Source organism: Streptomyces sp. NPDC021019, from assembly GCF_044333295.1.
GTDB lineage: Bacteria > Actinomycetota > Actinomycetes > Streptomycetales > Streptomycetaceae > Streptomyces.
The window spans coordinates 883967-909935 of sequence record NZ_JBIRQR010000002.1 but is presented as its reverse complement, the minus strand read 5'-3'; the positions used below and the strand labels follow the sequence as shown (position 1 = coordinate 909935).

General features: G+C 70.5%; 21 protein-coding genes and 2 tRNA genes. 22 read left to right on the top strand and 1 reads right to left on the bottom strand.

Translation table 11 applies throughout. The features are described 5' to 3' along the window. Positions 1-10: 10 nt before the first annotated feature. The 10 genes from obgE to ACH4RG_RS15135 all read left to right on the top strand — a co-directional run bounded on the left by obgE (position 11) and on the right by ACH4RG_RS15135 (position 15413). Positions 11-1447, top strand: coding sequence for a GTPase ObgE (gene obgE, locus ACH4RG_RS15180; protein ID WP_398539646.1), 1437 nt, complete (start codon positions 11-13; stop codon positions 1445-1447). Between the two features lie 317 nt (positions 1448-1764). Continuing rightward, positions 1765-3264: an SDR family NAD(P)-dependent oxidoreductase gene (locus tag ACH4RG_RS15175; RefSeq protein ID WP_397916813.1), complete on the top strand. Its 1500-nt coding sequence runs from the start codon at positions 1765-1767 to the stop codon at positions 3262-3264. A gap of 225 nt (positions 3265-3489) precedes the next feature. Continuing rightward, positions 3490-5595: a hypothetical protein gene (locus ACH4RG_RS15170; RefSeq protein WP_398160688.1), complete on the top strand. Its 2106-nt coding sequence runs from the start codon at positions 3490-3492 to the stop codon at positions 5593-5595. Positions 5596-5771: 176 nt separating this feature from the next. Continuing rightward, positions 5772-7010 (top strand): glycosyltransferase family 2 protein, encoded by a 1239-nt coding sequence (locus ACH4RG_RS15165; protein WP_397916811.1) that lies wholly within the window; start codon positions 5772-5774, stop codon positions 7008-7010. A 183-nt stretch (positions 7011-7193) separates the two neighbouring features. Then, positions 7194-9962, top strand: a complete 2769-nt coding sequence (locus ACH4RG_RS15160) for a CDP-glycerol glycerophosphotransferase family protein (RefSeq protein WP_398539645.1) — start codon at positions 7194-7196, stop codon at positions 9960-9962. Positions 9963-10137: 175 nt separating this feature from the next. Further along, a complete protein-coding gene (gene proB / locus ACH4RG_RS15155) occupies positions 10138-11292 on the top strand; it encodes a glutamate 5-kinase (RefSeq protein ID WP_397916809.1) in 1155 nt (384 codons plus the stop codon). 128 nt (positions 11293-11420) lie between these two features. Further along, positions 11421-11912: a hypothetical protein gene (locus tag ACH4RG_RS15150; protein WP_397916808.1), complete on the top strand. Its 492-nt coding sequence runs from the start codon at positions 11421-11423 to the stop codon at positions 11910-11912. Between the two features lie 97 nt (positions 11913-12009). Next, the gene (locus ACH4RG_RS15145) at positions 12010-13293 is read left to right on the top strand and encodes a glutamate-5-semialdehyde dehydrogenase (RefSeq protein ID WP_397916807.1); all 1284 of its coding nucleotides are present in this window, start codon (positions 12010-12012) and stop codon (positions 13291-13293) included. 179 nt (positions 13294-13472) lie between these two features. Next, on the top strand, positions 13473-14060 hold the full coding sequence (locus tag ACH4RG_RS15140; protein WP_397916806.1) for a hypothetical protein: 588 nt from the start codon (positions 13473-13475) through the stop codon (positions 14058-14060). Between the two features lie 204 nt (positions 14061-14264). Further along, positions 14265-15413 carry a hypothetical protein gene (locus ACH4RG_RS15135; protein ID WP_397916805.1) on the top strand — a complete coding sequence of 383 codons (1149 nt, stop codon included), beginning with the start codon at positions 14265-14267 and terminating at the stop codon, positions 15411-15413. On the opposite strand, the gene ACH4RG_RS15130 is transcribed toward ACH4RG_RS15135, so the two are convergent. Continuing rightward, the gene (locus tag ACH4RG_RS15130; protein ID WP_397916804.1) at positions 15325-16476 is read right to left on the bottom strand and encodes a M48 family metallopeptidase; all 1152 of its coding nucleotides are present in this window, start codon (positions 16474-16476) and stop codon (positions 15325-15327) included. The two genes, ACH4RG_RS15135 and ACH4RG_RS15130, sit on opposite strands and share 89 nt — an antisense overlap. Before the next feature lie 111 nt (positions 16477-16587). Between ACH4RG_RS15130 and ACH4RG_RS15125 the strand changes: the two genes are divergently transcribed. The 12 genes from ACH4RG_RS15125 (at position 16588) to ACH4RG_RS15070 (ending at position 25943) form a co-directional block, all read left to right on the top strand. Beyond that, entirely contained in the window at positions 16588-16740 is a 153-nt protein-coding gene (locus ACH4RG_RS15125; RefSeq protein WP_018961243.1) for a hypothetical protein, read from the top strand. Positions 16741-16824: 84 nt separating this feature from the next. Next, complete coding sequence (locus tag ACH4RG_RS15120; protein ID WP_018961242.1) at positions 16825-16986, top strand: hypothetical protein; 162 nt, start codon at positions 16825-16827, stop codon at positions 16984-16986. 38 nt (positions 16987-17024) lie between these two features. After that, positions 17025-17642 (top strand): nicotinate-nucleotide adenylyltransferase, encoded by a 618-nt coding sequence (gene nadD, locus ACH4RG_RS15115; protein ID WP_026291102.1) that lies wholly within the window; start codon positions 17025-17027, stop codon positions 17640-17642. Positions 17643-17661: 19 nt separating this feature from the next. Beyond that, a complete protein-coding gene (locus ACH4RG_RS15110) occupies positions 17662-19476 on the top strand; it encodes an LCP family protein (RefSeq protein WP_398539644.1) in 1815 nt (604 codons plus the stop codon). Between the two features lie 230 nt (positions 19477-19706). Beyond that, positions 19707-20138, top strand: coding sequence for a ribosome silencing factor (gene rsfS / locus ACH4RG_RS15105; protein ID WP_018961239.1), 432 nt, complete (start codon positions 19707-19709; stop codon positions 20136-20138). After that, positions 20135-20788 (top strand): histidine phosphatase family protein, encoded by a 654-nt coding sequence (locus ACH4RG_RS15100; protein ID WP_397917233.1) that lies wholly within the window; start codon positions 20135-20137, stop codon positions 20786-20788. Before rsfS ends, ACH4RG_RS15100 begins: the two co-directional genes overlap by 4 nt. A 139-nt stretch (positions 20789-20927) precedes the next feature. After that, positions 20928-21000 (top strand) — tRNA-Ala (locus ACH4RG_RS15095). A 132-nt stretch (positions 21001-21132) separates the two neighbouring features. Beyond that, a complete protein-coding gene (locus ACH4RG_RS15090) occupies positions 21133-21321 on the top strand; it encodes a hypothetical protein (protein ID WP_397916802.1) in 189 nt (62 codons plus the stop codon). Between the two features lie 3 nt (positions 21322-21324). Next, positions 21325-21558: a hypothetical protein gene (locus ACH4RG_RS15085; RefSeq protein ID WP_003969224.1), complete on the top strand. Its 234-nt coding sequence runs from the start codon at positions 21325-21327 to the stop codon at positions 21556-21558. Between the two features lie 132 nt (positions 21559-21690). After that, a tRNA-Ala gene (locus ACH4RG_RS15080) sits at positions 21691-21763 on the top strand. 359 nt (positions 21764-22122) lie between these two features. Then, a complete protein-coding gene (leuS, locus tag ACH4RG_RS15075) occupies positions 22123-24996 on the top strand; it encodes a leucine--tRNA ligase (protein ID WP_397916801.1) in 2874 nt (957 codons plus the stop codon). Positions 24997-25160: 164 nt separating this feature from the next. Beyond that, positions 25161-25943 (top strand): hypothetical protein, encoded by a 783-nt coding sequence (locus ACH4RG_RS15070; RefSeq protein ID WP_397928135.1) that lies wholly within the window; start codon positions 25161-25163, stop codon positions 25941-25943. Positions 25944-25969 lie beyond the last annotated feature (26 nt).

The following is a 25969-nucleotide window of genomic DNA, read 5'->3' as shown; positions in this document are numbered from 1 at the left end:
GGCACCAACCATGACCACCTTCGTGGACCGCGTCGAGCTGCATGCCGCCGCGGGTAACGGAGGCCACGGCTGCGCCTCCGTCCACCGTGAGAAGTTCAAGCCGCTGGGAGGCCCCGACGGGGGCAACGGCGGACGCGGCGGCGATGTGATCCTCGTCGTCGAGCAGTCCGTGACCACGCTGCTGGACTACCACCACAGCCCCCACCGCAAGGCCACCAACGGCCAGCCCGGCGCCGGTGACAACCGCTCCGGCAAGGACGGCCAGGACCTGGTCCTGCCCGTCCCCGACGGCACCGTCGTACTCGACAAGGCCGGGAACGTGCTCGCCGACCTCGTCGGCCAGGGCACCACCTTCGTGGCCGGTCAGGGCGGCCGCGGCGGCCTCGGCAACGCGGCGCTGGCCTCGGCCCGCCGCAAGGCCCCGGGCTTCGCGCTGCTCGGCGAGCCGGGGGAGAGCCGGGACATCGTCCTGGAGCTCAAGACCGTCGCCGACGTGGCCCTCGTGGGCTACCCGAGCGCGGGCAAGTCCTCGCTGATCTCGGTGCTCTCCGCGGCCAAGCCGAAGATCGCGGACTACCCGTTCACCACTCTCGTGCCGAACCTCGGTGTCGTCACCGCCGGCTCGACCGTCTACACCATCGCGGACGTCCCCGGGCTCATCCCCGGCGCCAGCCAGGGCAAGGGCCTCGGCCTGGAGTTCCTGCGACACGTCGAGCGCTGCTCGGTGCTCGTGCACGTCCTGGACACCGCGACCCTGGAGTCCGACCGTGACCCCGTCTCCGATCTCGACATGATCGAGGAGGAGCTGCGGCTCTACGGCGGCCTGGAGAACCGGCCGCGCATCGTCGCCCTCAACAAGGTCGACATCCCGGACGGCCAGGACCTCGCCGACATGATCCGCCCCGACCTGGAGGCCCGCGGCTACCGCGTCTTCGAGGTCTCCGCGATCGCGCACAAGGGTCTCAAGGAGCTCTCCTTCGCGCTCGCCGGGATCATCGCCGAGGCGCGCGCCACCAAGCCGAAGGAGGAGGCGACCCGCATCGTCATCCGTCCCAGGGCCGTCGACGACGCGGGCTTCACCGTCGCCCTGGACGACGAGGGCATCTACCGGGTGCGCGGCGAGAAGCCCGAGCGCTGGGTGCGCCAGACCGACTTCAACAACGACGAGGCCGTCGGCTACCTCGCCGACCGGCTCAACCGGCTCGGCGTCGAGGCCGCCCTGATGAAGGCGGGCGCCCGGGCCGGCGACGGTGTCGCGATCGGCCCCGAGGAGAACGCGGTCGTCTTCGACTGGGAGCCGACCGTGACCGCGGGTGCCGAGATGCTCGGCCGCCGCGGCGAGGACCACCGCCTGGAGGAGCCGCGCCCCGCCGCCCAGCGTCGCCGGGACCGTGACTCCGAGCGGGACGACGCGGAGAAGGAATACGACGAGTTCGACCCCTTCTGAGGAGTGTCCGACCGGGGGTCCCCCGGCCATGGCCGGCGGCCCGTCTCTCCGGAGGCGGGCCGTCCGGTAGCCTCGGGGCCGGGCGCCGGTGGTTTTCGCCGGTCACGCCGGGTGCACGCGCCGCGGATGTGCGGATTGAGCAACACATCTGTGGGGTCGGTCACCCCGTGCGACCGCCCCGAAGCGCCCAACTCCCTGGCCAGAGGGTGAACTGCGGGTATCCGCAGGACGATCGGCGGACGACGTCCACCTTGCGAGACGGTCACGGAGAGTGCGACCATCACACTGTTCCCCCGTCATAGCAAGGTAGGTCGTCTGTGTCTGTGCCGCATGAAGCCAAGCCCCGGACCACAGCGGTCGTGCTCGCCGGTGGGACCGGCCAGCGCGTGGGCCTGTCGATCCCCAAGCAGCTGCTGAAGATCGCCGGCAAGGCCGTCATCGAGCACACGCTGACCATCTTCGAGAACGCCGAGGGCATCGACGACGTCATCGTGTTGATGGCGCCCGGTTTCGTGCCCGACGTCGAGAAGATCGTCGCGAAGGCCGGACTGACCAAGGTCACCCGGATCATCGAGGGCGGCAACACCCGCAACGAGACCACCGAGCGGGCCATCGCGGCGCTCGGCGAGGGCCTCGCCGAGGGCGAGGACCGCAACGTCCTCTTCCATGACGCGGTACGCCCCCTGCTGTCACAGCGTGTGATCACGGACTGCGTCGACGCGCTGGACCGGTACCAGGCCGTCGACGTCGCCATCCCGTCCGCGGACACGATCATCGTGACCCGCACCCACGGGGAGGACGGCGAGTTCATCACCGAGGTGCCCGACCGCTCCCGGCTGCGCCGAGGCCAGACGCCGCAGGCCTTCAAGCTCTCCACGATCCGCAGGGCGTACGAGGTCGCGGCGGGTGACCCCAACTTCCAGGCGACCGACGACTGTTCGGTGGTCCTCAAGTACCTCCCCGACGTGCCGATCTACGTGGTCGCGGGCGACGAGTACAACATGAAGGTGACCCAGCCGGTCGACGTCTTCATCACCGACAAGCTCTTCCAGCTGGCCTCCACCGCCGCCCCCCGCCAGGCCGACGAGGCCGCCTACCGGGAGCTCCTCACCGGCAAGACCCTCGTCGTCTTCGGCGGTTCGTACGGCATCGGCGCCGATATCGCCTCCCTCGCGGAGAGCTACGGCGCGAAGGTCTACGCGCTGGGCCGCTCCACCACCGGTACGCACGTGGAGAACCCGGAGCACGTGGAGGACGCGCTCTCCAAGGCGTACGCCGAGACCGGGCGGGTCGACTACGTCATCAACACCGCGGGCGTGCTGCGGATCGGCAAGCTGGCCGAGACGGACAGCACGACGATCCAGGAAGCCCTGAACGTCAACTACCTGGCCCCCGTCCAGATCGCCCGCGCCTCGTACAAGTACCTGGCGGAGACCCAGGGCCAGTTGCTGCTCTACACCTCCAGCAGCTACACCCGGGGCCGCGCCGAGTACAGCCTCTACTCCTCCACCAAGGCCGCCATGGTCAACCTCACCCAGGCGCTCGCCGACGAGTGGGCGGGCGAGGGCATCCGGGTCAACTGCGTGAACCCGGAGCGCACCGCGACCCCGATGCGCACCAAGGCGTTCGGCCAGGAGCCCGAGGGCTCGCTGCTCTCCTCGGAGGCGGTGGCCCGCACCTCGCTGGACGTCCTGCTCTCCGCCCTGACCGGCCACGTCATCGACGTACGGCAGCAGGACCCGACGGCGGGAGCCGCCGAGTCCTCCGGTTTCGAGCAGGCCCTGGCCTCCGTGCTGGACCGCCAAGCAGATGTGTAATAATTCTTGACAAATGTGCTTTTCCGGGCCTCTGTTGTCGCTTTGTGCGATGGCAGAGGCCCGAATGCGTGAAGCCGCACCTTCACATTTCCGCCAATACGTGAATCAACCGGCACCCCCTGGAGCAGGTTCTTCGTGATCTCGACAGCCATTCGCCTGGCCCGTGTGGGCAGCAGGTCGGAACTGGCGGCAGCGTTGTTGATGGGGCTGGGATATCCCTGCGTCATGCTTGCCGCGCTCATTCCCCACATCTGGTTCTTCGCGGCGGCCACCGCTGTCACGTACGCCGCCGACTGGTACCTGCACCAGAAGGGGAGTTATCTGGTCAACCGCCTGGGCAAGGTGCGCGCCGGGCTGTCGATCCGCTTCCTGCTGCGGCAGCTCATGGTCATCCTGCTGCTGGCCCGGCTGGATCTCGCCGAGTCGCCGCTGTTCTACTCGGCGGTGGCCTGTTTCCTGCTCTTCTACGGGCTCCAGGCGCCGCACGGCGCCCTGACGACCCTGATCCGGCTCCGCCGCACCATGCCGGTCGTCACCCGCAACGTGGACCTGCACGCGGTCCGCATCCCCGACGCCCCGCCCGGCGTGCTGCTGCGGCGCTCCGCCGAGAAGATGCTGCACCTCGACATCCCGGCCGTGGTGGGCATCATGCTCGCCGCCGGTACCGGTGAGGACGTCATCGGCTACGTGGGCATCGGCCTGACGCTGCTGCTGGCCCTGTTCTACCTCGCGCTGCTGTTCCCGTACGTGCGCCGCGGCCGGCTGGCGCCTCCGGCCACCACCGTGCTCAAGGCCGTCGACAGCTGGCTGCGCGACTACCAGCCGACCGTGGTGCTCTACTTCTCCGGCTCCAACGAGTCCGCCTACCAGGGCAACATGTGGCTGGAGACCATGGCCAGGGTCGAGGGCCGGCCGCTGATCATCATGCGGGAGCGCGGTCTCGTCCCGCAGCTGGCCGAGACCTCCGTCCCGGTTCTCTGCGTCCCGGCGGGCACCCATCTGATGAACCTGGACCTCTCGACCGTCCGGGTCTGCCTGTATCCCGCCAACGTCGGCAAGAACATCCACATCCTGCGGGTCCCGACGATGAAGCACGTCTTCATCGGGCACGGTGACAGCGACAAGCTCGCCAGCGTCAACCCGTACTCCAAGGTCTACGACGAGGTCTGGACCGCGGGCCGGGCCGGCCGCGACCGCTACGCGCTGGCCGACGTCGGCGTTCTCGACCAGGACATCGTCGAGGTCGGCCGCCCGCAGCTGGAGCCCATCAGGAGCTGGACGGGCGCCGTCAAGAACCCCATCCCGACCGTGCTGTACGCGCCCACCTGGGAGGGCTGGGACGACAACCCGGGCAACACCTCCCTGCTGCTGGCGGGCGAGAACATCGTGCGCCGGCTCCTGAACGCCGCCGACCCGGTCCGGATCATCTACAAGCCGCACCCCTTCACCGGTATCCGCAGCGGTAAGGCCAAGGCCGTCAACGCCCGGATCCGGGCGATGCTGGAGAAGGCCGCCGCCGAGCGCGCCGCCGAGCCCCGCTGGGCGAAGGAGGCGTCGTCGGCCGCCGCCGGGCAGAGCGCCGCCAAGGCCGAGCTGGCCCGGATCGAGACGCGGCTCGCGCAGCTGTCGGCCCCCGGCCACTCGGGCGGCGACGAGGCGGAGGAGTCGCGGATCTCACTCGCCGACCCCGCCCGCGAGGCGGAGACCGCCCGGCTGCGAGCCGAGTGGAACGACGCCTACTGGCGCTCCTTCGGCTGGTGGGAGCACCGAACGGTGACCGGCGCACAGCCCAAGCTGTACGACTGCTTCAACGAGTCCGACGCCATGGTTTCGGACATTTCCAGTGTGGTCTCCGACTTCATCGCGAGCGGCAAGCCGTACGCGGTCACCGACTCCGCCGGGCTCGGAGCCGAGGAGTTCAAGCGGCAGAACACCGCGGTGCGCGCCGCGGTCATCCTGTCCAACGGCGCCGAGGAGCTCGACGCGCTGCTGGCCGCGGTGGCCGATCCGGCGGCGGACACGCTGGCGGACGCCCGCCGCGAGCTGAAGACCTACCTCCTGGGGCCGGACGAGCCGACCTCCATGGAGCAGTTCGACGCCGCCGTACGGGCGCTGGCCGCCAAGGCCGAGGCCCGCAACCTGGGCGTCGCCCAGCGGCTCGGCGACCAGTCCGTGGCGGTGCCTGACGCGGAGTCCGTCACCAGCGGCGTCGGGGCCGGCGATCCGCAGGCGGTGGCCGAGGCCGACGCCACGGCGGACCCGGACGCACCGGAGGCCGGGGCCCCGGAGGCTCGGGAGGCCCTCGCCGAGGGGTCCTCGTCCGTGCGCTGAGTGCGTACGGACGAGCGCCGCACAACTGATCGAAATGGCTGAAAAGTAGGCAACCCCGACCGCGACCCGTACGTCTCTCCTTGGGGAAGGGCGTACGGGTCGTCCGGCATGCGGATGCGCAAAAGGTGCAGAGTCGGGCGAGCTGCCTTCTTTCGTGATCAAATCGACAGGTGCACATGGCTGACATGCCCAGGAAGAACGACGAGCCCGATGTCAGTGTGATCATCGGAGCGTATGACGCGATGCCCTACCTGGTCCGGTGCCTGGAGTCCGTCGAGGCGCAGACCATCGGCGCGGACCGCATGGAGATCGTCGCGATCGACGACGGCTCCACCGACGGCACCGGCGCCTGCCTGGAGGAGTTCGCCGCCAGGACGGCGATTCCCACGAGAGTCGTCCGGCAGGCGAATTCCGGCGGCCCCAGTGGCCCGCGCAATCGGGGCCTCTCCCTCGCCCGCGGCCGGTACGTGTTCTTTCTCGACGCGGACGACTATTTCGGCGAGGAAGCCCTGGAGCGCATGGTCGCCATGGGAGACCGGGCGGGCACGGACGTGGTGCTCGGGAAGATCGTCGGCGTCAATCGCGGTGCCGCGAAATCGATGTGGAAAGAGACCGTCGAGCGAGCCGACCTGTATTCCTCCAACGTCAAATTCACGTTGAGCGCGCAGAAACTGTTCCGGCGCGACCTCCTCGTACGCCTCGGAATGACCTTCGACGAGAAGCTGAAGACGGGTGAGGACGCCCTGTTCACGATGGAGGCGTACATCCGCGGCAACGGGATCTCCGTAGTCGCCGACTACACCTGCTACTACCTCGTCGGCCGCGAGGACCGCAACCAGATGACCAAGAAGGGCAGCTACAAGCGCCGCTTCGACTCGGCCCGCGCCCTCATGGGGCTCATCGCCCAGTACGTGCCCCCGGGCCCCCGGCGCGACGTCCTGATGGTGCGGCCGTTCGTCATCACGCTGCTGCCCCAGTTCGGCCCCGGACTGCTGAAGCAGAAGCCCGAGGTCCGCGAGCGGAAGATGGCGCTCGCCGCCCCGCTGATGAAGACGTACTGGACCCCGGAGCTCGGCCGCAACCTCAAGGTGAACGAACGGCTGCGGCTGATGTGTCTCGCCGAGGGCCGGCTCGACCTGCTCCTGGACATCGTCGCCTTCCTGCGCGCCCAGGAGGAGCCCGAACTCGTCCGCCGGGGGAACCCGCCCCGTCTCCACCTCGCCTACCCGCACTTCGGGGAGAGCTCCGTGCTCCCCGACCGGGCCTACGAGGTGACCGTCACGGAATGGGTCGGCGGACGGCGGATCGAGGCACCGCGGGACAAGCCCCGCCTCTCCCTCGCCCGGCGCGTGGTCCGCAAGGCCCGCCGAGCGCTGCTCGGCGCCGTGCGCACCCCCCGCGCCCACCGCGTCTGACCGGACGGGGCCGGGGGAGTACAGGCCCCCTCTCCCGCCCCGGTGACGCCCGGGGCGGTTCGTCCTGTGAGAGGTGTCACGTCATACTGTGGGGCAACCATGAGACCGTTGGAGCCGTCTCATTAACGCCCCGTCCTCCTGGGGTTCATCATCTGCACGTCCCCCCGGAAAGGCCCTCCACCCGTGGCGTCCCTCGAAGCGATCCCCGACGAGCTCAGCCGGCTCATGAAGTACTTCCCGGAGACTCCGGTCGAGGAGCGCCCCGCATTCCACCGAGCGGCCCAGGACTTCCTGGACCGCGCGGCCCCGAAGGTCGTACGGCAGTTCTCCCCGATGGCCCGGGTCAAGTGGCACCTGGCGGCCAGCGGCCGCGGTGACGAGCTGGTGGACCTGCTGCACTACGAGCGCGAGAACCCGGGAGCCTTCTCCGTCCGCGGCCTGCGGCGCGCCCGCATCGAGCTGCCCGGCGTCGAGAGCTCCTCGCTCCCCTCCTCGGTACGCAACTTCAACCGCAGCGAACTGCCGGTACGCGGCAAGCTCCTCGATCTCGGCTGGGAGGACGGCAAGCTCCTCGTCAAGGGCTACGCCTACATCCCCAACGTCCCCTCGGCCACCGGCAAGCGGTCACTGCGCGTCGCCGTGCTCCGCCGCCAGGGCAGCCGCTCCACCCTCCCGCTGCGGATGCGCACCGTCCTGGAACCCCGGGCCACCGCCGAGGCCAAGGGCGCCCTGCACAACTACGACTGGTCCGGCTTCGAGCTCGGCATCGACCCGTCCCGGCTGCGTGTACGCGGTCAGTGGCAGCCCGGCACCTGGCGCCTGGGCATCGGTATCCCGCGCCCCGGCGGCATGTCCGTGGGCAGTGTCACCAAGAACAACGCGGGCGCGTCCGGTCACAGCTACACCCGGGTTCTGGACGACGGCGTACGCCTCGTCGTCGGCTTCGACCGCAACCGGCTCAAGCTCTCCGTGGACGTCGTCCCCGCCGAGATCATCGCCCAGGAAGCCGACGGCGAGACCCTCACCGTCACCCTGCGCTCCCGCGTCACCACCCCCGCGGGCAAGTACCCCACCGCCCTGCGCATCGACCACGAGCCGAGCGGTTTCGCCACCGATCTCCCGCTCCAGCAGGGCGAGACCGGCGCCGACGGCTGGCTCCGCCACACCGCCCGCCTCGACTTCGCGGACCTCCCCGTCGACGACGTACGCCCCGGCAGGTCCGTCAAGTACCGCGCCCAGATCGTCTTCGCCGACGGCACCACCCGCCGCGCCACCAACGGTGCGCAGTCCGTCACCGGAGTCCACCCGCTGCCCGGGGGACGCGAGTTCGCGATCCTCACTGACGGCGCCGGGAACTTCACCCCTCAGGTCCGCACGGTCCAGCCCCTCGTCGACAGCGTCGAGTGGGGCACGGACGGCGAGCTCGTCCTCTCCGGTGTCTACACCGGCTCCGCCGAGCAGATGAAGATGGTCCTGCGCCACACCGGCCGCAACGAGGACCGCCCGCTGCCCGTCGAGTTCGCCGACGGCCGTTTCACCGCCCGCCTGCGCCCGGACACCATGCCCACCTACGAGGGCACCGTGCCGCTGCGCGCCGGCCGCTGGATGCCGCGCCTGCGCCTGCGCACCGAGTGGGACCACACCCGCGACCTCCCCGTCACGATCCGCCCCGACCTCGTGAACACGCTGCCGCTGGCCCACCGCGGCGAGCACCGCACGTACACCGTCGAGCGGCTCGACTTCGACCGGATCTTCGTGGAGTCCGGGCCGGTCCTCGACCCGGAGCTGCGCGGCGCCTACCGCCAGCGGCTGATGCGCGACGTCTACACCCCCGAGCAGCGCAAGCTGCCGCTGCGCGAGGCCGTGCTCTACAACAGCTTCGGCGGCAAGCAGTTCTCCGACTCGCCCCGCGCGGTCTACGAGGAGCTCAAGCGCCGCGGCACCGAGGTCGAGCACATCGCGATGGTCCACGACCAGCAGGTCGTCCTGCCGCCCGGCGTCCGCGGCGTCGAGTGGGGCAGCAAGGAGTGGTACGAGGCACTGGCCCGCAGCCGGTACGTCGTCACCAACGGCGGCATCCGCGAGTGGTTCGTCCGCCGCGAGGGCCAGGTCGTCGTCCAGACCTGGCACGGCACCCCGCTCAAGCGCATCGGCGCCGACCTGCTCGGCACCCCGAAGGCGAACCTGGCCTACATCGCGAGCCTCCCGCAACGCTCGCGCCAGTACAGCCTGTTCATCACGCCGAACTCCTTCACCACCCCGATCATGACCAACTCCTTCCGCCTCCAGTGCGAGGTCCTGGAAGCGGGGTACCCGCGCAACGACGTCTTCCACGCCCCCGACCGCGTCAAGCGCGCCGCGGCCGTACGGGAGAAGCTCGGCATCCCCGCGGGCAAGAAGGTCGTCCTGTACGCGCCCACCTGGCGCGACGACCAGCGCTACGGCGGCCGCCGCTTCAAGCTGGACAACCAGATCGACGTCGAGGCCGCGAAGCGCGAGCTCGGCGACGACCACGTGCTGCTCTACCGCAAGCACCACAAGGTCCTCGACTCCATCCCCGGCGCCGGACAGGGCTTCGTCTACGACGTCACGTACTACCCGGACATCGCCGACCTCTACCTGATCGCCGACGTGCTGATCACGGACTACTCCTCGGTGCTGTTCGACTTCGCGCACTCCGGGCGTCCGATGCTCTTCTTCACGTACGACCTGGAGCACTACCGCGACACCCTGCGCGGCTTCTACTTCGACTTCACCTCCCGCGCCCCCGGGCCGCTGATCAAGACCTCCGAGGACCTCGTCTCCGCGATCCGGAACATCGACCAGGTGAGCGAGGAGTACAAGGAGAAGTACGCGCAGTTCCGGGTCGACTTCTGCGAGCCCTCCGACGGCCGCGCCGCCGCCCGGGTCGTGGACCGGATGCTCGCCGTCAAGGACGAGCAGCAGAGCTGAGCCCACCGCGGCCGCCCCCGCAGCCCACCCCGCACCCCGTTCACCCGCCGTCCTCCGGCGTCCACCGAGCGGAACGGGCAGGCGGCGGGGGCGGCCGCTCGCGTACTGTGCTGTGCCGGGGGCGGCACAGCGGGCCCCGCGTCGGACACCGGGGCGATCCAGAGCGAGGAAGCACGTGGCAGAGCAGAGGCCGTCGGGCCGCGAGCCGGCGGTGACCGGCGCCCGCAGGATCGTCGTCAAGGTCGGCTCCTCCTCGCTCACCACCGCCTCCGGCGGCCTCGACGCCGACCGCGTCGACGCCCTCGTGGACGTCCTGGCCAAGGTCAGGGACGGCGGCGAACGCGAGGTCGTCCTCGTCTCCAGCGGAGCCATCGCCGCCGGACTCGCCCCGCTCGGCCTCGTCCGCAGGCCCAAGGACCTGGCCCGCCAGCAGGCCGCCGCCAGCGTCGGCCAAGGCCTCCTCGTGGCGCGCTACACCGCCTCGTTCGCGCGCTACGGCGTCCGCGTCGGCCAGGTGCTCCTCACCGCCGACGACACCAGCCGCCGCGGCCATTACCGCAACGCCTACAGCACCCTGGACAAGCTCCTGGAGATGGGCGCCGTCCCCGTCGTCAACGAGAACGACACCGTCGCCACCGACGAGATCCGCTTCGGCGACAACGACCGGCTCGCCGCCCTCGTCGCCCACCTCGTCCACGCCGACCTGCTCGTCCTGCTCTCCGACGTGGACGGCCTCTACGACGGACCGCCCGGCACTCCCGGCGCCTCCCGGGTCGCCGAGGTCACCGGCCCCGACGACCTGACCGGCGTCACCATCGGCAGCGCGGGGAAGGCGGGCGTCGGAACCGGCGGCATGGTCACCAAGGTCGAGGCCGCCCGCATCGCCACCGCCGCCGGCGTTCCCGTCGTCCTCACCTCCGCCAGCCGCGTCGCCGACGCCCTCGCGGGCCGCGACACCGGCACGTACTTCCACCCCACCGGACGCCGCTCCGCCGACCGCCTCCTGTGGCTGGCCCACGCCTCCACCCCGCAGGGCGCGCTCACCCTCGACGACGGTGCCGTACGGGCCGTGGTGGAGCGGCGCACCTCCCTGCTGCCCGCCGGGATCTCCGCCGTCGAGGGCGAGTTCAGCGCCGGCGACCCGGTCGAGCTGCGCGACCCGCACGGCACCCCTGTCGCCCGCGGACTCGTCAACTTCGACGCGAAGGAGATCCCCCAGCTGCTCGGCCGCTCCACCCGGGACCTCGCCCGCGAACTGGGGCCCGCCTACGAACGCGAGGTCGTACACAGGGACGATCTGGTCCTCCTCGCGCCGCGCCTCACCCCCTGAAACGGCTGAAAGTCCCGCCATCCAGCGGGGACCTTCCCCAAAACCACCCCATGTCGGCCTGTGGACTGGTCCACTTTGTAGTGGGGGAACAGGGGTACCGCACCGCAACACATCACAGGAGGCCGCCGGTGAGACGAGCGCGCCCGGGGGCGCCGCCCCGAGGCACGGCCAACCGCACCCTGACGAGTGTCGGAGCGGGGGCGGATTTCGACCAGAATCCGACCCCGGCGGACACCGTCGAACGGGAGTCGGTCACGACGGCGAAGGAGGAGTCCCCGCAGTCCAAGCTCTGGCACATCACGCTCAGCGTGTCGGGCGCCGAGACTCCGCTGGGGGAGGTCAGACGCGGCCTGGAACAGCTCGCGCACGACCACCCCTTCCTGCTGACCAGCCGCTACGCGAGCGACCACGCGGAGATCCGCTACTGGGAAGAGGCCCGCGATCTGCACGACGCGGCCGCGGTCGCGCTGCGGCTGTGGGGCGAGCACCGCTCCAGCGCCCAGCTCCCGCCCTGGGAGATCGTCGGCCTGGAAGTCATCGACCGCGAGACCTACCACCTGCGGATCGCCGAGGGCTACGGGCCGCCGCCCGCGGCCCCCGTGGGCGTGCACCCCTACTGACCTCGGGGTGATCCGACGGCGTCCGCGCCTCGGGTCGGGCGTCTCGCATCACGGGATACGTGCCGGATGCCCGCAGAGTGCGCATTACTCTGCGGGCATGACCACGCTCTCGCCCTACGACAACCTCTCCCCGGTCGCGCAGACCGCCTACCGGGCCCGCGCCGCCGCCGCCGACATCGCGCCACTTCCGCGCGCGGCCAAGGACGACGCGCTGCTGGCCATCGCCGACGCCCTCGAAGTGCGCACGAGCGAGATCGTCGAGGCCAACGCCAAGGACGTCGAGCGCGCCCGCGAGGCCGGGACGAGCGAAGGCATCATCGACCGCCTCACCCTCACCCCGGAACGGATCCGCGCCATCGCCGCCGACGTACGGGACGTCGCGGCCCTCCCCGACCCGGTCGGCGAGGTGGTGCGCGGCTCGACCCTGCCCAACGGCATCGACCTCCGGCAGGTGCGGGTCCCGCTCGGCGTGGTCGGCATCATCTACGAGGCCCGGCCCAACGTCACCGTCGACGCGGCCGCGCTCTGCCTGAAGTCCGGCAACGCGGTCCTGCTGCGCGGCTCCTCCTCGGCCTACGCCTCCAACACCGCCCTCGTCCGGGTCCTGCGCGACGCGGTCGGCGGCTCCGGCCTGCCGGCCGACGCGGTGCAGCTCGTCCCGGGCGAGAGCCGTGACTCCGTGCGCGAACTGATGCGGGCCCGCGGCCTCGTCGACGTCCTCATCCCGCGCGGCGGCGCCTCGCTGATCCGCACGGTCGTCGAGGAGTCCACCGTGCCCGTCATCGAGACGGGCACCGGCAACTGCCACGTCTACGTCGACGCGCAGACGGACCTGGCCATGGCGGTCGACATCCTGATCAACTCCAAGGCGCAGCGCCCCAGCGTCTGCAACGCGGCCGAGACCCTCCTCGTCCACAAGGACGTGGCGGACGCCTTCCTGCCGCTCGCCCTGGACGCGCTGGCCGAGGCCGGGGTCACCGTCCACGGCGACGAGCACGTCCTCGCCCGCGCCGAGGGATCCAAGGCCATGGTGGTCCCGGCGACGACGGAGGACTGGGAGACCGAGTACCTCTCCTACGACATCGCGGCGGCGGTCGTCGACTCCCTGGACGCGGCGGTCGCCCACATCCGGCTCTGGTCCTCCGGCCACACCGAGGCGATCGTCACCACCTCGCAGGCCGCCGCCCGCCGGTTCACCCAGTTGGTCGATTCGACTACGGTCGCCGTGAACGCATCCACCCGCTTCACGGACGGCGGGCAGTTCGGCTTCGGCGCCGAGATCGGCATCTCCACGCAGAAGCTGCACGCCCGCGGGCCGATGGGCCTGCCCGAGCTGACCTCGACGAAGTACATCGTCACGGGGGACGGGCACACCCGCTAGACCGATCCGGCCGGCCCCTTCGGCCGGCCCCTTCGGCCGGCCCCTTCGGCCGGCCCCTCCGGCCGGCCCCTCCGGTCGGCCCCTTCCGCCGCGAGGGGCCGACCGCGCGTTCCCCCGCGCCGCCCGGGGAGTTCACGGGGCCCCTGCCCAAAAGGTCCCGGCCCGGCTACCCTGAAACCGTGCCGGACGACGTGGGGGGCAGGCCGTTTCCTGACGGCTGGGAGCCCGACGACGACCGCGGGGGCGCGGACGAGGACTTCGCCTCCGTGGTGTTCGACGAGGACTTCGTCCGGTCGGCGCCCGTCCATGAGCCCACCGCCGTGGAGCGCCTGCTCGCCGCCGCCGAGGCCCGTGCCGAGGCCGACGCCGCCCGCGCCCGTCGGAGCCGCCGCGCGGACGACGACGCGTACGACCCCTACGGCGGCTCCCGGGGCTTCCACGACCCCCAGGACCTCGACTACGACCCCGATCACGGCATCGGGGACGACGACGGTGCCCCGAGGCCCTACGGCCGCCACGGCGGCTCCTTGCGCCCCTACCGCAACTCCGCCCGCTGGCACCGCCCGGTGGCCTGGCTGCTCGCCCTGGTGATGGGCGTCGGCATGGTCTCCCTCGCCTTCACCGCGGTCTACCGGGGCGGCTCGAACAACCGACAGGACCAGGTGCCGCCGCCCGTCACCAGTGGCGTGGACAAGCCCGGCGCCGCCCCGTCGGCCTCCGCGGACCATTCCCGCCCCACCGTCTCCGCCGAGCCCCGGCTGCCCTGAGCCCCCCTCCGTCACCCGATCGCCGACGGCCGCCCCAGGCGCTTCCGCACTTCCCATCCGTCTCGGCGTTTACGCGGGCCGCAATCGACCTACCCTCAAGATGTGACCCCTCGTTCCCAGGGGGGCTTCTCGCTGCGGAGGCCAGTCGGCCGAAGCAGACCGTTGCGCACCGAACCGACCGGTGTGGAGATGGGGAGAGAAGTCATGACAGGCCGCTCAGAACCACCGGACGGTGCCCCCGAGAACCCCGCGGGCGGCGAGGACGAGTACCGCTCGCTCGTCTTCGACGAATCGTTCGTCCGGGCTGCGCGGATGCAGGAGTACTCGGCATCTGAACGGATGGGCGAGCACGCCCGCGCCGTCCGGGCGCTGCCCGACACGCAGGTCATCCGCAGCGGCGGCGGCTCCCGGGCCGCCATAGCCCTGGTCGTCCTCATCGCCCTGGCCTTCGCGGTGGCCGTCTACATAGGATTCCGGAGCCCGTACCCCCAGCCGGCCACCCGGCGGGCCGAACCCCTGCGGACCACCGTCGTCCCCCTGGCCCCCCGGGGAGCCGTACCGGGCGGATCACCCGAGTGGCTGTACCGGGCCGAACCGGTCTCCGGATTCCGCACGGGCGCCGACGGCATCAACTTCCCCGCCGTGGAGCGCACGCGGAACTTCTCCGACAGCCAGATCACCGCCGCCCTCGCCACGGTCAAGGACTACCTGGTGGAGTCGTCCCTGAACCCCGACGTCCTCACCGGCTCCGTGCGCCGGCCCGTCGAGCACCTCCTCGACCCGGACCAGCGCGCCCAGTTCGAACAGAGCCTGAGCAGCCCGACGGACGACGGGAGCCACGCCGCCACCGGCTGGCTGGTGCGCTTCGACCCGGAGCAGGTGGAACTCGCGGACCCGCGGATCCGGGTCGAGGGGACCCTCGGCTACGAGGAAGAGGCCCCGGGCGTCCTCGGCGTCGTCTCGGACCACACGTTCACCTACGCCCTGCGCCCGGCCGACGGGCCCCACCGGGACGACGACGCCTCCCTGTTCACCGTGCGGCGCGAGCTGCACTTCCGCTTCGACCGGGAGGACCTGCGACTGCACCGCCTGGAGGTGCTCACCGCCCATGTCCAGGCCGGGCCGCACTCCTGCTCGGCCGACGCGGCCGGGATGCTCCGCCCGCTCCTCGCCGGGGAACGGGCGGACGCCCGCGGGCCCGCCGCCACCGACCCGTACACGACGGGCCGGCCCGCGGCGGCGCTGTGCGGGACCCTGGAGACCGTCAGCTCCCCGACGGCCCCGACGACGTCCCCGGGCTCCCCTCCTCAGGGTCCTGGGGTGGCCGACCGGCCGTCCCGTCCCCGTCCGTAGCGGAACCGCCGGACGGGCCCTGCGCCCCGCCCTTCGCGCCGCCGGTTCCGGTGAACCGGTCACGCAGCTTGCCGCCCAGGTCTCCCGCGCCGCCGGCGATGTCGCCCACGAGCTTCATCAGCGGGTCCTTGCTGGTGCGCACCGTGTCCGCGTAGTGCGAGGCGGACTCCCGGAACGAGTCGGTCACCGAGGTGTCCTTGTCCTCGTCGCGCCGCGGGTAGTGGCCGTCCATGATCCGCTGGTAGTCGCGGGTCTCCGACCACTTCTTCAGCTCGGCGGCCCGCACGGTGGTGAACGGGTGCGTGCGGGGCAGCACATTGAGGATCTTGAGGACGGAGTCCCGGAGGTCGCCGCCCTTCTCGTACTCGTCGGCCTGGGCGAGGAAGGCGTCCACGTTCATCTCGTGGAGGTGGTTGCCGCCCGCGATCTTCATCAGACCGCGCATGGAGGCCGTGATGTCCTGGCCGACCAGCAGCCCGGCCCGGTCCGCGGACAGCTCCGACTTGCGGAACCACTCGCGCAGCGCCGTCACTATCGCCATGATCGCCACATTGCCCAGCGGGATCCAGGCGACCTTCACGGCGAGGTTGGTCAGGAAGAGCAGTATCGTCCGGTACACCGAGTGACCGGAGAGGGCGTGGCCCACCTCGTGGCCCACCACCGCCCGCATCTCCTCCTCGTCGAGCAGCTCGACCAGGCCGGTGGTGACCACGATGATCGGCTCGTCCAGCCCGATGCACATGGCGTTGGGCTGCGGGTCCTGCTTCACGTACATCGGCGGGACCTTCTCCAGGTCCAGGATGTAACACGCGTCCCGCAGCATGTCGTTGAGGTGGGTGAACTGCGCGTCGCTCACCCGGACGGAGTCGGAGAGGAAGAGCAGCCGCAGGCTGCGCTCCGGCAGCAGCCCGCTGAGCGCCTTGAACACGGTGTCGAACCCGGTCAGCTTGCGCAGGGCCACCAGGGCCGAACGGTCGGCGGGGTGCTCGTAGGCCCGGGAGGAGATCCCGGGGAATCGCCGGCGCTGCCTGCTCGGCACGTTCTCGTGACTGTTGTCGGTCATGGATGGCCCCCTGTTCGTACGAGACGTCGCTCGTCCCCCGGACAAAACCCAGCGTATGCGCTGGGGCTACGGTGTGCGGCAGGCTGTGGACAACTGTGAGGAGCGCCTGAAATGTCGCACACCGCCGTACTGCTCGCCGCCGCGTCCGAGGAGCAGGGACCGGGTGACACTCTCCGGATCGTGTTGCTCGTCTCGATCCTCGGAGCGGTGCTGCTCGCGTGGTTCCTGCTGCGCGGATACCGCAACGACGACAACAACGACTGAGTCGCCGTGAGCGTGCCCGGGGGGCCCGCATACGATGTGACCGACGTCTTCCTTCCGATTCACGATCGATAGGTCCTGCCGAAGATGAGCCTCACGAGCACCGCACACCAGCTGGTCACTCTCGCCTCCGAAGGCGGCGAGGGCGGCAACCACGAAAGCCTCAACCCCTACTTCGTCGGCGCCGGGGCGTTCCTCGCGCTGATGTTCCTGCTGTGGGTCACCACCCGCTTCAACCGCGACCGCTGAGTCAGAGGCGTACAGCTGTGCCAGTAGGCTCTGCACGCATGGGAGAGCAGGAAGTGCCTACCGGCCCCGGCAAACGCCGCATCGGCGTGATGGGCGGGACATTCGACCCGATCCACCATGGACACCTGGTGGCGGCCAGTGAAGTGGCCGCCCAGTTCCATCTCGACGAGGTCGTCTTCGTCCCGACCGGGCAGCCGTGGCAGAAGAGCCACAAGAAGGTCTCCCCGGCCGAGGACCGCTATCTGATGACGGTCATCGCCACCGCGTCCAACCCGCAGTTCTCCGTCAGCCGGAGTGACATCGACCGTGGCGGACCGACGTACACCATCGATACGCTGCGGGATCTGCGCGAGGTCCACGGCGACGCGGACCTCTTCTTCATCACCGGCGCCGACGCGTTGTCCCAGATCCTCACCTGGCGCGACGCGGAGGAGCTGTTCTCGCTCTCCCACTTCATCGGTGTGACCCGCCCGGGTCATGTGCTCACGGACGACGGACTGCCCGAGGGCGGTGTCTCCCTCGTGGAGGTGCCCGCGCTGGCGATCTCGTCCACGGACTGCCGTGAGAGGGTCGCGCAGGGGGAGCCGGTCTGGTATCTGGTGCCGGACGGCGTGGTCCGCTACATCGACAAGCGCCAGCTGTACCGCGGCGAATGAGCCACGGAGAGGGGCACCGGTGAACGACCGACAGAACCCGTACGACCCGTACCACCAAGAGCCGCAGATCATCGGCTACGACGCGTACGGGCAGCCGGTCTACCAGCAGCAGGGGCAACAGCAGTACGACCAGCAGGGCCAGGGTTACGACCCCTACGCCGCGCAGCCGGGTCAGGGACACCGGACCCAGGACGCCGGCTACGGCTACGACGCGTACGGCAACCCCCAGCAGCAGCCCCGGAGTTACGACCCCTACGCCGCCCCGCATCCGGGACAGCCGCCCGAGCCGCCCCGGACGCAGCAGGGCGAGGGCACGGACCAGGGGTACGGCTACGGCTCCTACACCGACTACGGGTACGCCACCGGGCAGCAGCCCGCCGCGGTCGACACCGGCCGGCACTGGAGCATCCCGCAGCAGGGGACGGCCCCCGCGCCGGAACAGGCCCCGCAGCAGCCTCCAGCTCAGCATCAGCAGCATCCGCAGCATCCGCAGCAGTCACAGCAGTCACAGCAGTCGGCGGAAGACGCGGCGGAGCCGGACGTGGAGCCCGGGCTGCCGGGGCAGCGCAAGCCCGCCCCCGACTACCGCACCGAGCAGTTCTCGTTCATCGAGGAGCCCGACGAGGACTCCGAAGACGTCATCGACTGGCTGAAGTTCACCGAGAGCCGCAGCGAGCGGCGCGAGGAGGCACGGCGCAAGGGCCGCAACCGGATGGTCGCCCTGATGGTCGTCGCCGTTCTCGTCGTCGTCGGCGGGGCCGGTTATCTCTGGTCCGCCGACATGATCCCGGGCCTGTCCGGGGCGGACGAGGAGAAGGCCGTGGCCGCCGGCGCCCAGCAGCGCGACATGATGGTGGTGCACCTGCACGACACGAAGTCGGGCGGCACCTCGACGGCGCTGCTCGTCGACAACGCCACCACCAAGCAGGGCACCACGGTCCTGCTGCCGAACTCCCTCGCCGTCGCCTCCGACGACGGAACCACCACCACACTCGGCAAGTCCGTCGAGGACGACGGCAGGACCGGCACCCGGGAGGCGATCGACACCCTCCTGGGCACCCGGATCACCGGCACCTGGCGGCTGGACACCCCGTACCTGGAGAACCTCGTCGAGCTGGTCGGCAACATCGAGGTCGACACCGACACCGATGTGCCGGGCGCGAAGAAGGGTGAATCGCCCCTGGTGAACAAGGGTGAGGCCCAGACGCTCAGCGGCGCGATGGCCGTCGCGTACGCCACGTACCGTGCGCCGGGGGAGCCCGAGGCCAAGCAGTTGGCCCGGTTCGGCGAGGTCATGCGGGCCACGCTGCGCAAGATCTCCGAGGATCCCAAGGCCGCGACCGTCACCATCGAGACGCTGCTCCAGGTGCTGGACCCGTCGCTGCCCGAGAAGGACCTCGGGGCCTCGCTCGCCAAGCTGGCCTCGCGTGCCAAGGTCGGTGACTACAAGACGGCTCTGCTGCCGGTCCAGGAGGACGGCACGCCCACCGAGGCGGACACCCGCGACGTCGTCAAGGACATCCTCGGCGGCACGGTGAAGGCCCCCGAGGCGGGGGCTCCGCTCCGGGTCGCCGTCCGCAACGCGACCGGGAACGAGAAGGCCGCGGAAGCCGCCCGGGTGCAACTGGTCAACGGCGGTTACGCCTTCGTTGACAGTGGTAAGGCAGGGTCCGAGGCGTCGTCCGTCGTGCTCTACCGGTCCGCCGAGGACAAGGAGAAGGCCGTCGAGGTGGCCAAGACCCTGGGCCTCTCCACGGGTGACGTGAAGAAGGGCGAGCCGGCCGCCAACGCCGACGTGTCCGCGGTCCTCGGACAGGACTACGAGGTCCCGTAGCCCGCCCGGGACCACCGGTCGGCGCTCCGGCGCCGGCCGGTGTCCCGCGTCCGAACCTGACGGAGGAACGCAGTGAGGCCCGGTCGGGAAGCCCGGTGAACCCCGGTCCGGAAACCCGGTGAACCCCGGTCCGGAAACCCGGTGAAGCCCGGTCGAGAAACGCAGTAAGGCTCTGTCGGCGGTCCGTGAGACCCTAGAGGTTGCATCCGACCGCCGACGAAAGCCTGCATGTGACCGCCACGGACCGCTCCATCGAGCTCATCAACGCCGCCGCTCAGGCGGCCGCCGACCGGCTCGCGCACGACATCATCGCCTACGACGTCAGCGATGTGCTGTCGATCACCGATGCCTTCCTGCTCGCCTCGGCTCCCAACGACCGCCAGGTCAAGTCGATCGTCGACGAGATCGAGGAGCAGCTCCAGAAGGAGCTCGGCGTCAAGCCGGTGCGCCGCGAAGGTGACCGCGACGCCCGCTGGATCCTCCTCGACTACGTCGACATCGTCATCCACGTCCAGCACAGCGAGGAGCGCGTCTTCTACGCGCTGGAGCGCCTGTGGAAGGACTGCCCGGAGATCGCCCTCCCCGAGGACGCGGTCAAGACCCGTGGCAAGGCCGAGGAGCACGCACAGCTCAACGGCGGCACGGAAGGCGATCAGAGCTGAACGGCGGCAGCAGCGGCACGGGCCGCAGGATCGTTCTCTGGCGGCACGGCCAGACGGCGTGGAACCTGGAGCGCCGTTTCCAGGGCTCCACGGACATCGAGCTCACCGAGGCCGGCGTCGGGCAGGCCCGCCGCGCCGCCCGGCTGCTCGCCTCGCTGAAGCCGGACGCCATCGTCGCCTCCGACCTGCGACGGGCGGCGGCCACGGCTGCCGAGCTCTCCGCCGTCAGCGGGCTCTCCGTCGCCCACGACGCCGCGCTCCGTGAGACATACGCCGGTGCCTGGCAGGGGCTGACCCACCAGGAGATCATCGAGCGCTTCGGTGATCAGTACGCGGCGTGGAAGCGCGGAGAGCCCGTGCGTCGCGGCGGCGGCGAGCTGGAGACCGAGGTCGCCGACCGGGCGGCCCCGGTCGTTCTGGAGCACGCCGGGAAGCTTCCGGAGGACGGCACGCTCGTCGTGGTCAGCCACGGCGGCACGATCAGGACGACGATCGGCCGATTGCTGGGCCTGGAGGCGCACCACTGGGAGGGGCTCGGCGGGCTGTCCAACTGCTGCTGGTCCGTCCTCGGTGAGGGTGCGCGCGGCTGGCGCCTGCTGGAACACAACGCCGGCACGCTCCCCGAGCCGGTCCTCGGCGACGACGACTAGACGCCGTCCGGAGGCAGTTGAGAGGCCGCTCGCGGGCCGTCCTCGGGCGGCGCGGTCCGGATTTCACTTTCCGGCCGGTCGCAGGCTAAAGTTCTTCTTGTTCGCAGCGCGGAAACGCAGGGAAACAACAGCGAACAGCGGGGCTATAGCTCAGTTGGTAGAGCGCCTGCATGGCATGCAGGAGGTCAGGAGTTCAATTCTCCTTAGCTCCACAATCAGGATCCCGTCCCCACCAGGGGGCGGGATCTTCTGTATAGGGAGCACCGAGCGGGCTGACCCCCTTGCGGGGCCATGGCAGAATCGGAACGCCGGAGGGGGCGACGTACCGATCGGGAGGGAGCGCGATGCCTGCGAGTCGCGAACACGTCCCCGACCAGCCTCTTGTCGCCGCCCCGTCCCCCGGCTCCGTACCGTTCGAAGATCGATCCCGCCTCGGCTGCCCGTCCTGCGGTTCGTCCCATGTGGCCCAGGTTCTGGGTGACAACGGAGGGGTCTCCTACGTGTGCACGGCCTGCGGCCACAGCTGGAGCTGACTGATGGGTGCACACAGGCGTAAGTGCGACTGGTGCGGCAGCGGTACGCCCATCGTCAGGGACATGGACCCGGTCAACGCGGAGTACCAGTACTGGTGCGAGGAATGCGCGCGGGCGCTGATCATAAAAGGCGACCCGATCGAGACCTACCGGGAGCTGGAGGGGGAGCCGATCTACGGGCGGCTCCTGGAGGAGCACTGCACCCTCAAGCGCTTCTACTCCTTCGCGACCGCCTGACCTGCGGCTGGCGATCCACTGTTCGTGATAATTCGGGCGTATCGGTGCGGACCGGAAACGATTTGGTGAAGCACCGGGGGGACCGTGTAATGTTCTCGATGTCGCCAGGGGAAACCGGGCGGCACGCGGCAAGGGGCTATAGCTCAGTTGGTAGAGCGCCTGCATGGCATGCAGGAGGTCAGGAGTTCAATTCTCCTTAGCTCCACAAGATCGACAGTGAAGAAGCGGGCCACCCGGATCGGGTGGCCCGCTTCTCCTTTCCGGATCACGTGCGTCCGGATCGGCCGCGGCCCGGACCGGCCGCGCTCCCTGCCCAGCGCTCGCCGGTCCGTGGCCGGGCGTTCCCTCCGCCGGGGCGGCCGTCCCGGAAGCCGTGCTCCCCGCTCGCCTCCGGGCCCGTGCGGTACCCTGACGCCATGCGTGCCGTACGCCTTCTGCTTAGCGAGCCGCGCTGAACAGTCCCGACCGGTGAGAACGCCTGGTCGGAGTCAGCGCGGCGTCCCCTCCTGTGCGAGGGGATTTTTCGTTTCCCGGCAGATGACGATCGATGGAGCTTTGAGGATCATGAGCGAGACGAATTCCGCAGCCGAGACGGCCGCGCCGCACCGCTACACGGCGGCGATGGCCGCCGACATCGAGGCACGCTGGCAGGACTTCTGGGACGCCGAGGGGACGTACGAGGCGCCGAACCCCACCGGTGACCTGGCGGGCGACCCGGAGCTGGCCGCCAAGCCGAAGAAGTTCATCATGGACATGTTCCCGTACCCGTCGGGTGCGGGGCTGCACGTCGGACACCCGCTGGGCTACATCGCCACCGATGTCTACGCCCGCCACCAGCGGATGACCGGCCACAACGTGCTGCACACCCTGGGCTTCGACGCGTTCGGCCTGCCCGCCGAGCAGTACGCCGTCCAGACGGGGACCCACCCCCGGGTCTCCACCGAGGCCAACATGGAGAACATGAAGGCCCAGCTGCGCCGACTGGGTCTGGGGCACGACAACCGCCGCTCCTTCGCGACGATCGAGTCCGCGTACTACAAGTGGACGCAGTGGATCTTCCTGCAGATCTTCAACTCCTGGTACGACACCGACGCCGACCGGGCACGCCCGATCGCCGAGCTGGTCGAGCAGTTCGAGAGCGGTGAGCGCGCGACCCCCGACGGCCGTGAGTGGAGCGCGCTGAGCGCCACCGAGCGCGCCGACCTGCTGAGCGAGTACCGCCTGGCGTACGCCTCCGAGGCCCCGGTGAACTGGTCGCCCGGGCTGGGCACCGTCCTGGCCAACGAGGAGGTCACCGCCGACGGCCGCTCCGAGCGCGGGAACTTCCCCGTCTTCAAGGCCAAGCTGCGTCAGTGGAACATGCGCATCACCTCCTACGCCGACCGGCTGCTGAACGACCTGGACGGGCTGGACTGGCCCGAGGCCATCAAGCTGCAGCAGCGCAACTGGATCGGCCGCTCCGAGGGCGCCCGGGTCGAGTTCCCGGTGGACAGCGCCGGCGGCATCACCGTCTTCACCACCCGCCAGGACACCCTGTTCGGCGCGACGTACATGGTGCTGGCGCCCGAGCACGACATGGTCGAGCGGATCATCCCGGCCGCCTGGCCCGAGGGCACCCACCCGGTGTGGACCGGCGGCCACGCGAGCCCGGCCGAGGCCGTCACCGCGTACCGCAAGCAGGCCGCCGCCAAGTCCGACGTCGAGCGGCAGGCCGAGGCCAAGGACAAGACCGGCGTCTTCACCGGTGCGTACGCGACCAACCCGGTCAGCGGCGAGAAGGTCCCCGTCTTCATCGCCGACTACGTCCTGATGGGCTACGGCACCGGCGCGATCATGGCCGTACCGGCGCACGACGCGCGCGACTTCGCCTTCGCGCGCGCCTTCGAGCTGCCGATGCGCTGCGTCGTCCAGCCCTCCGACGACCGCGGAACCGACCCCTCCACGTGGGACGACGCCTTCGGCTCGTACGACGCGAAGCTGGTCAACTCCGCGAACGAGGAGATCTCGCTGGACGGCCTGGGCGTCGTCGAGGCCAAGGCGAGGATCACCGACTGGCTGAAGGAGCACGGCGTCGGCGAGGGCACCGTCAACTTCCGGCTGCGCGACTGGCTGTTCAGCCGGCAGCGCTACTGGGGCGAGCCGTTCCCGATCGTGTACGACGAGGACGGCATCGCCCACCCGCTGCCCGAGTCGATGCTGCCGCTGGAGCTGCCCGAGGTCGAGGACTACTCGCCGCGCACCTTCGACCCGGAGGACGCGACCGCCCAGCCCGAGACCCCGCTGTCGCGCAACGCCGACTGGGTCAACGTCACGCTGGACCTGGGCGACGGTGCCGGTCCGCGGAAGTACCGCCGCGAGACCAACACCATGCCCAACTGGGCCGGTTCCTGCTGGTACGAGCTGCGCTACCTGGATCCGAACAACGACCGGCAGCTGGTCGACCCGGCCATCGAGCAGTACTGGATGGGCCCGCGCGAGGGGCAGCCCACCGGCGGTGTCGACCTGTACGTCGGCGGTGCCGAGCACGCCGTGCTGCACCTGCTGTACGCGCGTTTCTGGTCCAAGGTGCTGCACGACCTGGGCCACATCTCCTCCGCCGAGCCGTTCCACAAGCTGTACAACCAGGGCATGATCCAGGCCTTCGTCTACCGCGACAGCCGGGGCATCGCCGTTCCCGCCGCCGAAGTGGAGGAGCGCGACGGCGTGTTCTTCTACGAGGGCGAGAAGGTCAGCCGCGTCCTGGGCAAGATGGGCAAGTCCCTGAAGAACGCGGTCACGCCGGACGAGATCTGCGCCGAGTACGGTGCGGACACCCTGCGCCTGTACGAGATGGCGATGGGCCCCCTGGACGTGTCGCGCCCCTGGGACACCCGGGCCGTGGTCGGTCAGTACCGGCTGCTGCAGCGTCTGTGGCGCAATGTGGTCGACGAGGAGACCGGTGAGATCACCGTCGTCGACACGGAGCCCGGCGAGGAGACACTGCGCGCCCTGCACAAGGCCATCGACGGGGTCGGCCAGGACATGGCGGGGATGCGGTTCAACACCGCCATCGCCAAGGTCACCGAGCTGAACAACCACCTGACGAAGGCCGGCGGCCCGCTGTCGCGCTCCGTCGCCGAACGGCTGGTCCTGCTGATCGCCCCCCTGGCCCCGCACATCGCGGAGGAGCTGTGGCGGCGGCTGGGCCACACCGGGTCGGTCGTGCACCAGGACTTCCCGGTGGCGGACCCGGCGTACGTCGTGGACGAGACCGTCACCTGCGTCGTCCAGATCAAGGGCAAGGTCCGGGCCCGCCTGGAGATCTCGCCCGCCATCTCGGACGAGGAGCTGGAGGCGCTGGCCCTGGCCGACGAGGCGGTCGTCGCGGCGCTGGGCGGGGCCGGGATCCGCAAGGTGATCGTGCGCGCGCCGAAGCTGGTGAACATCGTCCCCGCGTGACGACGGCCGGGCGGTGGCAGCCGTGTGACGGTCCCTGTGCGTGGTGAGGGCCATCCCCTACGGGCAGGTTGGGGGTTCCGAAGGAACCCTCGGCCTGCCCGTTCCGTTTACGGTGGAGGGGGCGACCGGTATCGGCGGCCGCATCGAGATATCGAGGGGCATTCATGGAAGCCGCGATCACGATCCTGGCGTTGCTCTTGGTCGCGTTCGTCGCGCTGGGCGTCTACGCGACCGTGAAGGCCGTCGGCGCGGCCAAGCGCGGCGTGGACCGCACGATCACGCAGGCCCGGCGCACCGTGGAGGACACCACGCTCCGGGCCAAGAGCTTCGGGCAGACGGGCGTCGCCGGCGAGCTGGCGCAGCTTCGGCTCGCCCTGCGCACCTCGATGCGCGCCACGCAGGACGCTCTGCACGCCGGTGCAGCCGAGGACGCTTCCCTGGCGGAGTCGGTGGCACTGTTCCGGAGACTGAGCGAGCATGGACTCGAACTGGACGACGAGCTGAAGCGGCTGGAGCGCGAGCCGGACCGGGCGACGGTCGCGGGCCTGCTGCCCAAGCTGAGGGAACGCACGCAGCGGATCACACACTCGGCGGAGTCGCTGCGCTGGGCGGCGCGGGACCGGGCGCGGCAGTTCGCCGACGACGACCTGGACGCGCTGAACGCGCAGATCGACATCGAGGCCGGCGCACTGCGGCACTGGACCGTCGAGGAGCCGCCGCAGACACCCGGCGGGGCGCCCGCCTCGACCACGGCCCAGGGCCCCGGGACGGACTGGCCCGAGCCGGCCGCCTCGGCGGACCCCTCGGCCGGGAACAGCAGCACGGCCGACCAGGCGTGGTCAGGACCGGCCCGGGAGGAGAGCCCGCAGGCGATCACCGCTCCGGACCCGCGGCTGCGCACGACCTACCCCTGGCAGAAGTCCACCCGGCCGGAAACGACGAACTGACGCACGCGCGACTGCTCCGGCGTATC